Annotated in this window: 13 protein-coding genes; 9 read left to right on the forward strand and 4 right to left on the reverse strand. The window is 68.4% G+C overall.

Features of this window, described 5'->3' with window-relative positions; genetic code table 11:
* Positions 1 to 64 precede the first annotated feature (64 nt).
* The 3 genes from AC4PMY_RS10375 to AC4PMY_RS10385 form a co-directional block, all read right to left on the reverse strand.
* Positions 65 to 1,150 (reverse strand): variant leucine-rich repeat-containing protein, encoded by a 1,086-nt coding sequence (locus AC4PMY_RS10375; protein ID WP_139205477.1) that lies wholly within the window; start codon positions 1,148 to 1,150, stop codon positions 65 to 67.
* A 188-nt stretch (positions 1,151 to 1,338) separates the two neighbouring features.
* Positions 1,339 to 2,208, reverse strand: a complete 870-nt coding sequence (locus AC4PMY_RS10380; RefSeq protein WP_071262074.1) for a hypothetical protein — start codon at positions 2,206 to 2,208, stop codon at positions 1,339 to 1,341.
* Between the two features lie 93 nt (positions 2,209 to 2,301).
* Positions 2,302 to 3,519 carry a Fic family protein gene (locus tag AC4PMY_RS10385; RefSeq protein ID WP_071262075.1) on the reverse strand — a complete coding sequence of 406 codons (1,218 nt, stop codon included), beginning with the start codon at positions 3,517 to 3,519 and terminating at the stop codon, positions 2,302 to 2,304.
* Between the two features lie 234 nt (positions 3,520 to 3,753).
* Here AC4PMY_RS10385 and AC4PMY_RS10390 point away from each other — a divergent pair, with 234 nt between their 5' ends.
* The 7 genes from AC4PMY_RS10390 to AC4PMY_RS10420 all read left to right on the forward strand — a co-directional run bounded on the left by AC4PMY_RS10390 (position 3,754) and on the right by AC4PMY_RS10420 (position 11,580).
* Positions 3,754 to 4,929: an ROK family transcriptional regulator gene (locus AC4PMY_RS10390; RefSeq protein WP_071262186.1), complete on the forward strand. Its 1,176-nt coding sequence runs from the start codon at positions 3,754 to 3,756 to the stop codon at positions 4,927 to 4,929.
* Positions 4,930 to 5,014: 85 nt separating this feature from the next.
* Positions 5,015 to 6,340: an ABC transporter substrate-binding protein gene (locus AC4PMY_RS10395; protein WP_071262076.1), complete on the forward strand. Its 1,326-nt coding sequence runs from the start codon at positions 5,015 to 5,017 to the stop codon at positions 6,338 to 6,340.
* A 131-nt stretch (positions 6,341 to 6,471) separates the two neighbouring features.
* A complete protein-coding gene (locus AC4PMY_RS10400) occupies positions 6,472 to 7,356 on the forward strand; it encodes a carbohydrate ABC transporter permease (RefSeq protein WP_491622631.1) in 885 nt (294 codons plus the stop codon).
* A gap of 3 nt (positions 7,357 to 7,359) precedes the next feature.
* Complete coding sequence (locus AC4PMY_RS10405) at positions 7,360 to 8,265, forward strand: carbohydrate ABC transporter permease (protein WP_083397409.1); 906 nt, start codon at positions 7,360 to 7,362, stop codon at positions 8,263 to 8,265.
* A complete protein-coding gene (locus tag AC4PMY_RS10410) occupies positions 8,262 to 9,521 on the forward strand; it encodes a 6-phospho-beta-glucosidase (RefSeq protein WP_071262078.1) in 1,260 nt (419 codons plus the stop codon). Before AC4PMY_RS10405 ends, AC4PMY_RS10410 begins: the two co-directional genes overlap by 4 nt.
* Positions 9,509 to 10,522, forward strand: coding sequence for an N-acetylglucosamine kinase (locus AC4PMY_RS10415; RefSeq protein WP_071262079.1), 1,014 nt, complete (start codon positions 9,509 to 9,511; stop codon positions 10,520 to 10,522). Before AC4PMY_RS10410 ends, AC4PMY_RS10415 begins: the two co-directional genes overlap by 13 nt.
* The gene (locus tag AC4PMY_RS10420; protein ID WP_083397410.1) at positions 10,519 to 11,580 is read left to right on the forward strand and encodes an SIS domain-containing protein; all 1,062 of its coding nucleotides are present in this window, start codon (positions 10,519 to 10,521) and stop codon (positions 11,578 to 11,580) included. The genes AC4PMY_RS10415 and AC4PMY_RS10420 overlap by 4 nt, the downstream gene beginning before the upstream one ends.
* A 12-nt stretch (positions 11,581 to 11,592) precedes the next feature.
* On the opposite strand, the gene AC4PMY_RS10425 is transcribed toward AC4PMY_RS10420, so the two are convergent.
* Positions 11,593 to 12,015, reverse strand: coding sequence for a winged helix-turn-helix transcriptional regulator (locus AC4PMY_RS10425; RefSeq protein WP_491622632.1), 423 nt, complete (start codon positions 12,013 to 12,015; stop codon positions 11,593 to 11,595).
* Positions 12,016 to 12,125: 110 nt separating this feature from the next.
* On the opposite strand from AC4PMY_RS10425, the gene AC4PMY_RS10430 reads away from it, so the two are divergent.
* Positions 12,126 to 13,001: an oxidoreductase gene (locus tag AC4PMY_RS10430; RefSeq protein WP_491622633.1), complete on the forward strand. Its 876-nt coding sequence runs from the start codon at positions 12,126 to 12,128 to the stop codon at positions 12,999 to 13,001.
* Positions 13,002 to 13,091: 90 nt separating this feature from the next.
* Complete coding sequence (locus AC4PMY_RS10435) at positions 13,092 to 13,727, forward strand: LysE family translocator (RefSeq protein ID WP_491622634.1); 636 nt, start codon at positions 13,092 to 13,094, stop codon at positions 13,725 to 13,727.
* Positions 13,728 to 13,769 lie beyond the last annotated feature (42 nt).

Raw genomic sequence — 13,769 nt, forward strand, 5'->3', positions numbered from 1 at the left:
GGAGCCGCCACGCGACTCTGGCCTGGTGATCGGGGATGTTCGAACACCTGATTGCGAGAGACGCCTACGGCATGGGCGCGTGTACTTCCGCGGCCCACGACCGCATGAGCTCTCGTTCCTCCGCGGTGCAGACGTACCCGTAACCGTAATTTCGGCCATCGAACGTCAGCGTCCACAGGTTCAGATACGTGAGCGCATAGCAGTCGGCGAAGGCTTCGCTGTTGCCCTGGAAGTGGCCCTGCTCGACGAGCACCGAGGATGCTGACGGGGCCATGCCTTTCGCGTCACTGTCGGCGCGCGTGTAGAGGTGGGAGAGCTCGTGCAGGACGACCTGACGCCGGGCGATGTCACCGCCGATCTGGTCCTCGGGAGCCAGATGCACCGCGAGCGGCTCCTCCGAGACGCAACCTATCGTCGTGTAACCCTCATCCGCCCGCCGGGAGGTCGCGCACGCCGTGCTCGCGTCCCACGCGATGTCGATGAAGCCCTGACCGGCCTCATCGACGATCGCTTCGGTGACGGAGCCGGAGACGTTGGTGAGCCGAGTCGCGGCTTCCGCGATTCGCTGCTCCAGTTGCTCACGGACGCCAGCTGCGTCGGCCGCGTATTTCGCGACCGAACCGTCGGTGAGCGAGGGGTCCGCGATGTTCGCCTCCGCCCGCCGGAACGCCAACAGGTCGGCGACCAGGGGAGCGACGGGGTTGCTCTCGATCTGTGTATAGAGCTCGTTGTATGCGGTTCGTTCCGACTCGAACGCCGCCAGGGAGTCTTCGCGAGCGGTCGTGCCCTCGGCCGCAGGTCCATTCGGCGTCGACGGTGCCGCGAGCAGTCCGCCGACGAACGCGATCACGATGACGAACACGCCCAGCAGTGCGAGGCCGCCACATCCGAGGATCGCGCACAGTCCGCCGCGCCCACGCCGAGGGTCCTGAGTCAGCGGAGGGAGAGCGACAGGAGCAGCGCCCGTCATGGCTCGTTGCGCAGGGCTGGCGTGGAAGATCCACTCGCGCAGCTGCGGGTAGCACGCCGGGTGACGGAGGATGAGGGGATGCAGATCGTGCCTGCGGGCCGCTATCGCCGCCAGCTGGGACGGCGGCATCGCGGGATTCCGCATGCTCGCGAGATCGACGTCGTACCCCCGGTCCATCATGCGTACATGGTAGAGCCATCGCGCTGACGGGGCACGGCACCGTCGCCGACCTCAATGCCATCAGCGAGATGAGCGCGGACGTGCCGAGGTGCCATCCGATCCCACGTGATCGACGCGCGCCGTTCACCGCCGAGCGGTGCGTCGCCCTCGGATCACGCTGTCGATGCCGGAGACGTGGCTCAGCCCGGTCAGCCTGCGTCTCCGCGCCAGACCGCAGCGGGATTCTTGCGCCGAAGACGCCGTGTGTCGCGAGCGCGGAGGACCCGTGCCCGTTCCAAGAGGTCGATCGTCGCACCGTAGGAGCGATCCGCTGCACGCCGCTCAGTCGGCGTGAGCGTGCGGGGGAGCGCAGCCCACCACTGCCGAAGTGGATCGACGTCTCCCGGGCTCCTGCCCCACTCGTCCTTCGCCGCCGTGATCGGATCAGCGAGCGCGACGCGATCCCGGCGGCGAGCGACCACCGCCAGCGCAGCGATCCCGGCCACAGCTGTGCCGAGGAGCACGAGGCCCGTCATCGCCCGGGCGGGCTCGTACCGATCGACCTCATCCCAGTTGCCCACCACGTAGGCGAAGACCACCGTCCACACGACGCCGACCACCACGTACAGCCGCGCCGCGCCGCGCGTGTGCGCTCCGAGCAGGAACGACGTGAGTCTTCCCCGTTCGAGGAGGCCGAAGATCACCGCTGAGACGATCGCGCACAGCCCCACCCACATCGCCGCTTCGTCGACACCGAGAGCCGGCCGGCCGTTCCGAGGAGACGGCAGGACAAGGCCCGCCGCGAGCAGCCCGAGCAGGAGCGCGACCACCGTCGCCGCGTCGCGAGCGCCCCACCGGGTGCGGGACGCTCTTCGTCCGTCGCCACCGCTGTCCCGAGCAAGACGCGCCTGTGCGCTACGCAGCCTCGGCACTGCCGCCAGTACCGCCGCGCGGGAGGCCTCGACCACGGCATCGAGGCGCGGCTGACCTCGCATCTCGGAGAGACGGGGCATCAGCTCGGCACGCACGTCGGCGTCAAGATCACCCGGGTCACTGTTCCGCAGGACACGATCGGTCATCTCGCCAGCGTAATCGTCGCGGTCCGGGGTGCTGGGCGTGGGCAGTACGTCCGGACTTCACCCCGCGCTATGGCACATACAGGGCCGATCGGCTCACCGGCCTCCCCGCCGACGACGGGCCCGTGCGCCGAACTCGTCCAGCGCCCGCAGGACCTCACTGGCCTGCCAGTGGCGGTTCCGTCGGCCCGCGCTGGACTGGGCGAGGATCCCGGCGTCGACGAGCTTCTGCACCGAGGTGTCCGCCGTCGAGAAGTGCAGCCCCAGGGTCGATGCCACCAGCGACGTCGTGATCACCGGCTGCCGCAGGAGCAGTTGCTTCAGACGCTGCACCGATGAGTCGCTGCGCACCTTCACGGTTTCGTCCCATCGCTCTGCGATCGACGTGATGTCGCGCTCTAGGGTTCGGCCGTTGGCGACCGCCGCGTACGCGGCTTCCGTCATCGTCTCGATGATCGGGCGCAGGTCACCCGACCGGTACGCCGTGAGCGCGCGGAAGTAGTGGTCCGTGTCGCCGAGCAGGCCGGCGGACACGGGTACAGTCACGTTCCTCGTCACGTCAGCTGCCCGCAGCATGCCCTGCACGAGCGCGCGGCCAGTGCGTCCGTTGCCGTCCGGGAAGGGGTGGATCGTCTCGAACTGAGCGTGAGCGATCGCGATCTGCGCCATGACGGGCACATCGAGACGGTTCGCGAACGTCATCACATCCGTCATGAGCTCAGGCACACGATCCTGGTGCGGGGGGACGAAGGCAGCGCCGTGCGGGGAGAAACCGGTTCCGCCGATCCACACCTGGTCGTCGCGCCACCGACCGACGATGTCCGGATCGGACCGCTCCAGCAGTGCGCGGTGCATCGTGAGGATCGCCTCGGGGTCCAGGCGATCCGCCAGCGCCACAGCCGCCTCCATGGCCGCGACGTTCTGCACCACGAGCTTGGCGTTGACCGACGTCGAGTCGCCGATCTCCGCAAGGGCCACCTGCTTCGCGCTCGAGGTGAGATGCTCCATCTCCGAGCTCGATGCGCTTTCGGTCCGCAGCAGGATAGACGAGAACGGTGCCGCGAGCGTGCCGACCTCGGCGTCGAAGCGGGTCAGCTCGCGGCCGGCGTCCTCGCTTGCAGTCACGACGTCCGCGGGTAGCTCGACAGACAGATCCGCGACGAAGGGTGGGACTGCCGCCTGGTATGGGCCCGCGGCCAACCGGCGTCGTCGCTTGGACGCGACCGCGTCGCTGTCGTGCGTCCACGCCCGTGGTTCGTAGCCCGTCGCGGGCCAGGAGGTGTCCGATCCCGTGGAGCCAGTATCCGCGATCATGCTGCCATCTTATTCGGGTTTATACCTCTTGCACCGAATACAGGTCCGGATACATGGCGGACACTGGCAGTGAGACTGATCTGCAGCGACCGCCTGGTCGCGTCGGTCTGCTGGCTGAAGTCCTTCGTCAGATCGCGCCGACCAATCCGCTCTTGACGGGTGGAAAGCGCTGTCGTACGCTCGTCAGCAATCGATAGGTAACTTCCTAGTCGATTGATTGACGAAGGAGTGATCATGGCGGCATCAGGCAGTCCGAGCGTGCTCCGCGTGCTCAATGACCGAGCCGCGCTCGACGTCCTCGTGGGGGAGCGGGAGGTGTCCCGGGCGCAACTCGAGGCGCTCGTCGGCCTCTCCAAGCCGGCCACGTCGCAGCTCCTCACGCGCCTGGAACGCGCTGGCCTCGTCGAGCGTGCAGGGCTCCGTGCGGAGGGCCCCGGGCCGCGGGCGCAGCTCTGGCGCCTCAAAGCGGACGCCGGTCACGCCGCCGGCATCGACGTGAGCCGCAACGGGATCGACGTCGCGATCGCCGCCCTCGACGGTTCGGTGGTCGCAGAGCACTTCCTCGCCACCACGGCTGAGACCTCCGACCCGGGTGCCGCGCTGTTCGAGGCACTGGAGGCCGCCTGCTCGCAGATCGGTGTCGAACCGTCCGCGCTGTCACACATCTCCATCGGGATCCCGGGCGCGGTCGACCAGCTCACCGGCCAGCTGCGCTATGCGTCCGAGGTCCCGCTCTGGAAGGGCGTCGACCTCCTGCACATGCTCGAGGGTCGGCTCGACGTGCCGGTGACCATCGAGAACGACGTGAACCTGGTGGCCCTCAACGAGATGGCCAGGGGAGCCGCGCAAGACACGAAGGACTTCCTCCTGCTCTGGGTCGCCGAGCGCGGGGTCGGCTCCTCGGTCGTCGTCGGGGGCGAACTGATCCGCGGTGCCACCCTCGGTGCCGGCGAGATCGGCTTCACCCTGGTCCCCGACCTGGCGCTCGCCGCCACGACACCGGTCGGCAACCGTTTCGGTGACCTCATGACCGACACCGCGCTCCTCGACCTGGCGCGCGCCCACGGCATCGAAGCGGCCGGAACCGTCGAAGCGCTCGGCCTCGGCCTCGCGGCCGATCCCGACGGCTTTCCCCGTGACGTCGCCCGCCGCCTGTCCGCAGGCCTCGCCGCAGTGGTGAGCCTCCTCGACCCGGAGCTGATCGTGCTCGACGGCGACATCTGCGTTGCGGGCGGCGACGAGCTCTGCAGGCTCGTCAAGGAGGAGCTCCGCGGACTCGTCGAGCCACCCGTCTCGATCGTCCCAGGCCGGGACGACGCCAGCTCCGTCCGCGCCGGCGCCGTCCAGGCCGCGCTCGGCCACGCCCGAGAGCACTTCTTCGCCTCGGGTTCGACGCTCGAACTCTCCTGAGCACCCGGGCGTCCATCGACCGTTCCACCCGCTTCACCCGCACCACTCTCTCTGAACTGCGCCACCTCACCCCCAGGAGCCACCCATGAAAAGAGTCCTGCCCATGATCGCCGTCGTCGCGACGACGATCCTCGCCCTCAGCGCCTGTTCCGGCAGCGCCGGTCCGTCGACATCGGTGTCGCCGGCTCCCGGCGACGACGAGAAGATCACGCTGACCGTCTGGAGCGGCTTCGCCGACGCCGAGCTCGACGTCGTCAACGGCGCACTCGACGGCTTCCACAAACTGCACCCGAACATCACGATCAAGAGTGAGGGCAGCCAGGACGACGACAAGATCTCGCAGTCCATCCGTGGTGGCACCGCACCGGACGTCGCCATCTCGAGCAACGCCAACGCGCTCGGACAGTACTGCCAGTCGGGTGCGTTCCAGGACCTGGCCGGTTACATCAAGCGGGACGACGTCGACCTCGACCAGATCCCGAAGGCGGTGCAGTCGTACACGCAGTACGACGGCGTGCGCTGCGCGATGCCGCTCCTCGCCGACGACTATGGGCTGTACTACAACAAGGAACTCTTCGCGAAGGCGGGGATCACCGAGCCGCCGAAGACCATGAGCGAGCTCCGCGACGTGGCGGAGAAGCTCACCGAGTTCAACCCGGACGGTTCCATCAAGGTCGCCGGGTTCGTACCCACCATCGGGTTCTACAACAACCGCCTGGACGTGTGGGCGCCGCAGTTCGGAGCCGACTGGCAGGACGAGGACGGGAAGTCCAGTCTGTCGAGCAGCCCGGGGTGGAAGGACCTCTTCACCTGGCAGCAGGAGATGACGGACTTCTACGGCCAGGACAAGCTCACCGCGTTCACGGCCGCGGCCGGCCAGAAGTACTCCGCCGACAACGCCTTCCAGACCGGGCAGATCGCCATGATGTTCGACGGCGAGTTCCGCACCGGCTTCGTCGAGACGCAGGCGCCCGGGATCGACTTCGCAACCGCACCGCTGCCGGTCGCCGACGACCTCGCCGACACCTACGGCGGCAGCGACATCGGTGGGAACATCATCGGCATCCCGAAGGGCGCCAAGCACGCGGGAGCCGCGTGGGAGCTCATCAAATACCTCACCACCGAGACCGCTCCGCTGGTCGAACTCGCCAACGGGCTGAAGAACATCCCGACGACGTTCGACGCCCTGCAGTCCCCGGACCTCCAGTTCACGGGAAACCTCGCTCCCTTCCTGGAGATCTTCCAGAATGAACACTCCTCCTCGCTGCCGCCGACGGCCAACGGTGGAGCCTTCCTCAAGACTGCGAGCGACTTCGCGGTGAAGTGGCAGACCGGCGGTGTCTCGGACCTCGACAAGGGCCTCGCCGACGTCGACCAGCAGATCACCAACGCGGACTCGCTGAAGCCGTGACGTCCACCATGCACGACGGGGTGGGGGTGAGGGCAGCCCGACCAGGGCCGTCGTCGCTCCCGCCGCGCCGGCCGGCGCAGCGCCGGAAGGGGGCCGCAGCCCGCCGGAATCGCTGGACGGTCCTCGCCTTCATGTCGCCCTGGATCATCGGGTTCGGCGTCTTCTTCGCGTACCCGCTGCTCGCGACGGTGTTCTACTCGTTCACCAGCTATGACCTGATCAACGAACCGGTCTTCATCGGTGTGCGGAACTACGTCTTCATGTTCACGCAGGACCCGCTCATCTGGGTCTCGATCCGGAACACCGTCTACCTGGTCGTCGCGATCACGGTGGGCAGGGTGGTCTTCGGGCTGCTGACCGCCATGGTCCTCACGAAGATCAAACGCGGAGCCGGGGTGTTCCGCACCCTGTTCTACCTGCCCGCGCTCGCTCCGCCGGTCGCGGCCGCCCTCGCGTTCGTGTTCCTGTTCAACCCCGGGACCGGACCGGTGAACCAGGTCCTCGCCGCCCTCGGTGTCGACGGGCCGCTCTGGTTCAATGACCCCGCTCTGGCGAAGCCGGCGCTGACCGTGCTGGCACTCTGGGCGTCCGGCGAGATCATGGTCATCCTCCTCGCGGCCCTCCTCGACGTGCCGGCCGACTACTACGAGGCCGCCGCCCTGGACGGGGCCGGCGCCTGGACGCGGTTCTGGCACATCACGCTGCCGTCGATCTCGCCGGTCCTGCTGTTCGCCGTCGTCAACTCCATCATCGTCGGCCTGCAGTACTTCACCGAGGCAGTCGTGGCGGGGGCGGTTGCGTCAGGCTCCTCCGACGCGGTCGGCAACACGGCCTCGCTCGGCTATCCAGACAACTCCACGCTGACCTTCCCGATGTGGCTCTACGAGCAGGGGTTCCATTCCTACAACATGGGCTACGCCTCGACCATGGCGATCGTGCTGTTCATCGTCTCCGCCGCTTTCACCATCATCCTCGTCCGGCGCATGCGCGTCTCGGGCGTGGGAGAGGAGGACTGAGTCATGACCGCAGTGCTCGAACGTGCGGACGCGGTGCCGCAGCCGCAGCAGCCGCCGGCACGCCGGAGACGTCCCCCTCGCGTCGTCGCCAGGAGCATCCTCGCCTGGATCGGCCTGCATGCGGTGGCCGTCGCGATCGCGATCGCCTTCATCGCGCCGATCGTGTTCGTCCTCCTCACCGCCTTCATGAGCGACCAGCAGGCGCTCACGAAGGACCTCTGGCCGCGGGACTGGCACTGGGAGAACTTCGCGAACGTCTTCGAGAAGGCGCCGATGCTCGGCTACTTCGGGCAGAGCCTGTTCTACTCGGTCACGGCCACCGTGGCGATGCTGCTCTCGAGCGTGCCGATCGCCTACGGTCTGGCGAAGCTCAAATGGCGTGGGCGGACCTGGGCCTTCTACCTCGTGATCGTCGCGATGATGCTGCCTCCGCAGGTGATCGCCGTCCCGATGTACGTGATGTGGGCGAAGGCCGGTCTCACCGGGACGCTGTGGCCGCTCATCCTGCCGAACCTGTTCGGGGACGCCTTCAGCATCTTTCTGCTCCGCCAGTTCCTCGTCGCCATCCCGCAGTCGTACATCGACTCGGCCCGGCTCGACGGTGCTTCCGAGTTCGGGGTGCTCACTCGCATCGTCATCCCGATGGCACGCCCGGGCATCGCGGCGGCGGCGCTGTTCATGTTCCTCCGCACGTGGAACGACTACTTCGGACCGCTGCTGTACACCGGCGAGAACCGCGAGCACTGGACGCTGTCGCTCGGGCTCGCCGCGTTCCGGAGCACCCATCAGGTGCAGTGGAACCTCACGATGGCCGCGACGGTCCTCGTGATGGTGCCGGTCATCGTGCTGTTCTTCTTCGCCCAGAAATCGTTCATCGAAGGAATCAAATTGTCAGGAGTCAAAGGATGAAGTTGACGGTCGTCGGCGGCGGGTCGACCTACACACCGGAACTGATCGACGGACTGCTCCAGATGTCCGACTCGTTCACCATCGACGAAATCGCCCTCATGGACACGGACGAGGAACGCCTCGAGGTGGTCTCGACGTTCGCGCGACGGATGGTCGCAGCGGCGGGGAGGTCGACGGTCATCACCGCGACCGACGACCTCGCCCGCGCGGTCGACGGAGCGTCCGGCGTGCTGATCCAGCTCCGCGTCGGCGGCCAGTCGACCCGGCTGTCCGACGAGACGTTCCCGCACGCCTGTGGGTGCATCGGGCAGGAGACCACCGGAGCCGGTGGTTTCGCCAAAGCGCTCCGCACGGTGCCCGTCGTCCTCGACATCGCCGACCGCGTCCGGGCGCTCGCCGGAGACCGGACGTGGATCGTCGACTTCACCAACCCGGTGGGGATCGTCACCCGCGGGCTCCTCGAAGCGGGCCACCGGGCCGTCGGCCTCTGCAACGTCGCGATCAACTTCGAGCGGAACTTCGCCGGCATCCTCGACGTCGCTCCGGAGCGCATCCAGCTCCGACATGTCGGCCTGAACCACCTGAGCTGGGAGACGGCGGTGCTCGTCGACGGCGTCGACCAGCTGCCGAGGCTGCTCGACGAGCGGGTCGACGACCTGGCGCGGGTCTTCCGCATCACCCCGGAGCACCTGCGGATCCAGCAGGCCGTCCCCTCCTACTATCTGCACTACTACTACGCCCACGACGAGGTCTTCCGGCAGCAGCAGGTCGAACCCGCACGTGCGGAGGTCGTGATGGGTGTCGAGCGGGAACTGCTCGAGCTCTATCGAGACAACACTGTGACGACGAAGCCGCAGCAGCTGCAGGAGCGCGGTGGGCGCTACTACTCGCTCGCGGCCATCCAGCTGGTCGCTTCGCTGCTGCGTGACTCCGGCGACGTCCAGGTCGTCAACGTCCGCAACAACGGCACCCTGCCGTTCCTCCCGGACGACGCCGTCATCGAGGCCGCGTCCCGCATCGGTGCGGACGGGCCGGCGCCGCTGCCCATCGGGCGAGTAGACCGATCGATGGAGGGCCTCATCGCCCACGTCTCGGCGTACGAGGAGCTCGCCCTCGAAGCGGCACTGCACGGTGGTCGCGACCGCGTCGTGAAGGCGATGCTCGCGCACCCGCTCATCGGGCAGTACGAGCTCGCCGAGGGACTGGCCGATCGGCTGATCGCCGAGAACGCGAGGTTCCTCCCGTGGGCGAAGTAGGCTCCCGGCTCATCGTCGCGGTCGACGGCGGCAACAGTAAGACCGACGTGGTCGTGCTGGCACCGGACGGGACGGTGCTCGCGCGGGGGCGGGGAGGCGGCTACTCCCCGCACGTCCTCGGCACCACGGGCGCGGTGGCCGCGATCGAGGAGCTCATCCATGAAGCTCTCCGCTCGATCGACCGAGACCTCGGGCCGGCCGACATCGAGCATGTGGCGGCCTTCCTCGCGGGCGTGGACCTCGTCCACGAGCGCTCGGACATGGTGGCCGCCATCGTCGCCAGGAACTGGTCACGGACCGTCACCGTGGACAATGACACCTTCGCCCTGCTGCGACTCGCTTCGCTCGCGGGCACCGGCGTCGCCGTCGTCTGCGGGGCCGGGATCAATTGCGTCGCCGTCGACGATGGACGCACCATCCGGTTCCCGTCGCTCGGGCCGATCTCGGGAGACTGGGGCGGCGGACTCCAGCTCGGTGTCTCGGCGATGACCGCCGCGGCCCGGGATGCGGACGGGCGAGGCCCGCGCACCGCGCTCACGCGGGTTGTGCTCGAGCACTTCCACCAACCGGACGTCCTCGCGCTCATCGAGCGGCTGCACTTCGGCGAGATCCCGCGGGAACGCCTCGCCGAGCTCAGCCCGCAGGTGTTCGCGGCCGCCGCGGCGGGCGACCAGGTCGCCGACGAGCTCGTGTCACGCCTGGCCGGGGAGATCGCCTCCTTCGCCATCGCCGCGCTCCGTCGGCTCGGCCTGACGTCCGCGGCTGTGCCGATCGTCCTCGGTGGCAGCATCCTTTCGGCTCGGCTTCCTGCCCTGGAGGACCAGGTCCGGCGACGGATCCTGGCGGTCGCTCCGAACGCCGAGCTGCTGTTTCCGGCCGACCCGCCCATCCTCGGCGCAGCGTTGCTCGCCTTGGACGCCGTCCGCGCGGATTCGGCGGCGACGGACCGGCTCAGATCGGGCTTCGCGGCACCGGTCCTCGCGTCGGGGGCCGTCCGATGAGCGGTACGTCGACCCTCGCACCGGTGCCGGGCGCCGCGATGGAACGGGAGATCCGCGAGCAGCCGGCCGCCTGGCGTCGACTCCTGGAGCAGGCCGGTGTGGTCGACGAGACCGTCGAGCGAATCCGTCGCTTCGATCCCGCGTTCGTCCTGTTCATCGCCCGTGGCACGAGCGACCATGCGGCCCTGTACGGGAAGTACCTCGCCGAGGTCACCTGCGGACTTCCGGCAGGATCCTGGTCGCCGTCGACGACGACCGTCTACGGAGCCGTACCACGGCTGAACCGGTGCCTCGTGATCGCGGTGAGCCAATCGGGCGGGTCACCTGACCTCGTGCAGTCCCTCGAGGCGGCACGGCAGGCGGGAGCCCTCACCCTCGCGATCACGAACGTGTCCGAATCGCCGCTCACGCAGGCCGCCGAGCTGGCGTTCGACCTCTGCGCGGGCGAGGAGTTGGCCGTCGCCGCCACGAAGTCCTACACGGCAGAACTGCTCGCGCTGGCGATGCTGTTCGACGGGCTGTCGGCGAGTACCTCCAGCGGGTTCGCCGAGCTGCCCGAGTACGGCGACGCGCTGCTCGACACGGCGAGCGTGGAGCAGGTGATCGAGCGCGCTGCTGAGCGGTTCACCGGCGACCGGTTCGTGCTCGCCGGCCGCGGCTATTCGTCCGCGACCGCGCTCGAGGGTGCGCTCAAGCTGATGGAGACCTGCTACGTCTCGGCGGCGGGGTTCTCCGGTGCGGACCTCGTGCACGGTCCACTCGCGATGGTCGACGCTTCGGTAGCCTCCATCGTGATCGCCTCCCCTGGACGCGGCGGTGAGGCGATCGAGCCGGTCGTCGAGCGTCTGCGCGCCACCGGTTCGTCGTTGCTCCTGATCGGACCGCGCGCCGCTCGACCGGACGAACTCACCGTTCCTCTCCCGACGGGACTCCCGGAGCAGCTGATGCCGCTCCTCGAGATCCTGCCCCTGCAACGACTCGCGATGACGATCGCGGGCCGCCGCGGCATCGATCCGGATCGGCCCCGCGGGCTGCTGAAGGTCACCCGGACGACGTAGCGGGCGGAGTGCTCATCGGCCGGCGTCGAACCGCGCTTGGTGCGCCGAGACCTCGTCGCGGTGCAGCTCGGACCACACCTTGAGCTGCCGGACGGTCTCATGGAGTGAGAGCCCGAGGTCGGTCAGGTCGTAGGTCACGGTCACGGGAACCGTCGCGGTCGCCGTCCGGCTGATGAGCCCGTCGCGTTCCAACGACTTCAGGGTCTGCGACAGCATCTTCGGGCTCACACCCGCGAGCGTCCGCGCCAGCTCGGAATACCGCATCGGTCGCGGCTCGCCGTCGCAGTCCGGACCGCTCCCGAGCGCCGACAGCACGAGAGCCACCCACTTCCCGGACACCTGCGCGAGGAGCTGCTGGCTCGGACAGTCGGCGAGGAACGCGTTGTACTGCGTCTTCGCCGCGGCCCGCTGATCTGCCGCGGTGATGGTGGCCATGGTCTCGCTTTCGGTATCAACGCACTTTCAGGTAACTCCTTCCGAAAGGGTAGCGCCTCGCCCAGAGTGGCTGACGACACTTCGTCCGACACCTACCGGAAGGCACATCGATGAACCCGACCACCCTGGAACTCCCCGGCGGCACCCGGACCCTGGGTGACCACACGGTCTCCCGCTTCGGCTACGGCGCCATGCAACTCGCCGGCCCATGGGTGGCCGGTCCGCCGAAGGACCCTGACGCGGCTCTCGCCGTCCTCCGCGAAGCGGCCGGCGTCGGCATCACCCACATCGACACCGCTGAGACCTATGGGCCCCGCGTCGTCAACGAACTCATCCGCGAGGCCCTGCACCCGTATCCTGCGGAACTGCTCATCGCGACGAAGGCGGGCGGCCGCCGTGACGCGCAGGGCGGCTGGCCTGCAGCGCGGAAGCCCGACGAGCTCAAGGCGCAGATCGACGACAATCTCGAGACGCTCGGTGTCGACGTCCTCGACCTCGTCCATCTCCGCCTGGGTGATGCGGACGGACCGGTTTCCGAGCCGGTCGCGGAAGCCTTCGAGACCCTGGTCGACCTGCAGCGACAGGGACTGATCCGTCACCTCGGCGTGAGCAACGCCACGGCCGAGCAGGTGAAGGAAGCGCAGGCGATCGCGCCGATCGTGTCGGTGCAGAACATGTACAACCTGGCCAACCGAGGGGACGACGCGCTCATCGACCGACTCGCCGGCGAAGGGATCGCTTACATCCCGTTCTTCCCCCTCGGAGGGTTCAGCCCGCTGCAGTCCGACGCGCTCACCGCGGTCGCAGCTCGACTCAACGCTTCGCCGATGTCCGTCGCGTTGGCGTGGCTGCTGCAGCGCTCACCCAACATCCTGCTGATCCCGGGCACGTCATCCGTGGCCCATCTCCGCGAGAACATCGCGGGCGCCGCGCTCACGCTCGCCGAAGCGGACCTCGCCGAGCTGGACCGGATCGCCGCGCCCTGATCGAGTGGATGAGTGGCGACCGACCGGTGCCGGTTCTCGCCCCCGCTTCGTCAGATCAGGAGGAACGCGTCGATAGAGTGGGAGTCCGTGATGCCTCCCGCGGAAACCCTCTGGTCGTTCGCCCTGGTCGTCGGTCTGTTGACGATCACCCCTGGGCTGGACACGGCCCTCGTCCTGCGCACCGCCGCCTTCACCGGCAAGCGGCGCGCCTGGGGCGTGATCGCCGGTATCCAAGTCGGCACGCTCGTCTGGGGCGCCCTCACCGCGATCGGGGTGACAGCGCTGTTGACCGCGTCCGAGGTCGCGTACGACGCACTTCGCCTCGCGGGTGCCGCCTACCTGGTGTGGATCGGTGGGCGCATGGTGTGGACGGCGCTGCGGAGCAAGCGGTCGATCGCGCCTGACGCTCGGGACACCGAATCGTCGGGCGGCGTGGTGTCGGGCTTCGTCCAGGGGCTGACGACCAATCTGTTGAACCCGAAGATGGGCGCGTTCTACCTCGCCCTGCTGCCCCAGTTCATTCCGTCGCATGCACCGCAACTCGCTTGGGGCATGGCGCTCACCAGCGTCCACGTCATCCTCGGATCGGTGTGGCTCACGACGCTCGTCCTGACCGCCCAGGTATTCCGCCAGTGGCTCGATCGACGAGCGGTCGCCACGACCCTCGACGTCGTCGCCGGCACCGCCATCACCGGGTTCGGCATCCGTCTCGCCGTGGCGCGCTGAGCACGGGCGGTCGAGGGCGTCGACTCGGGATCAGAACGGCAG

The sequence above is a fragment of the Plantibacter sp. MDV22-iso1 genome, assembly GCF_058408345.1.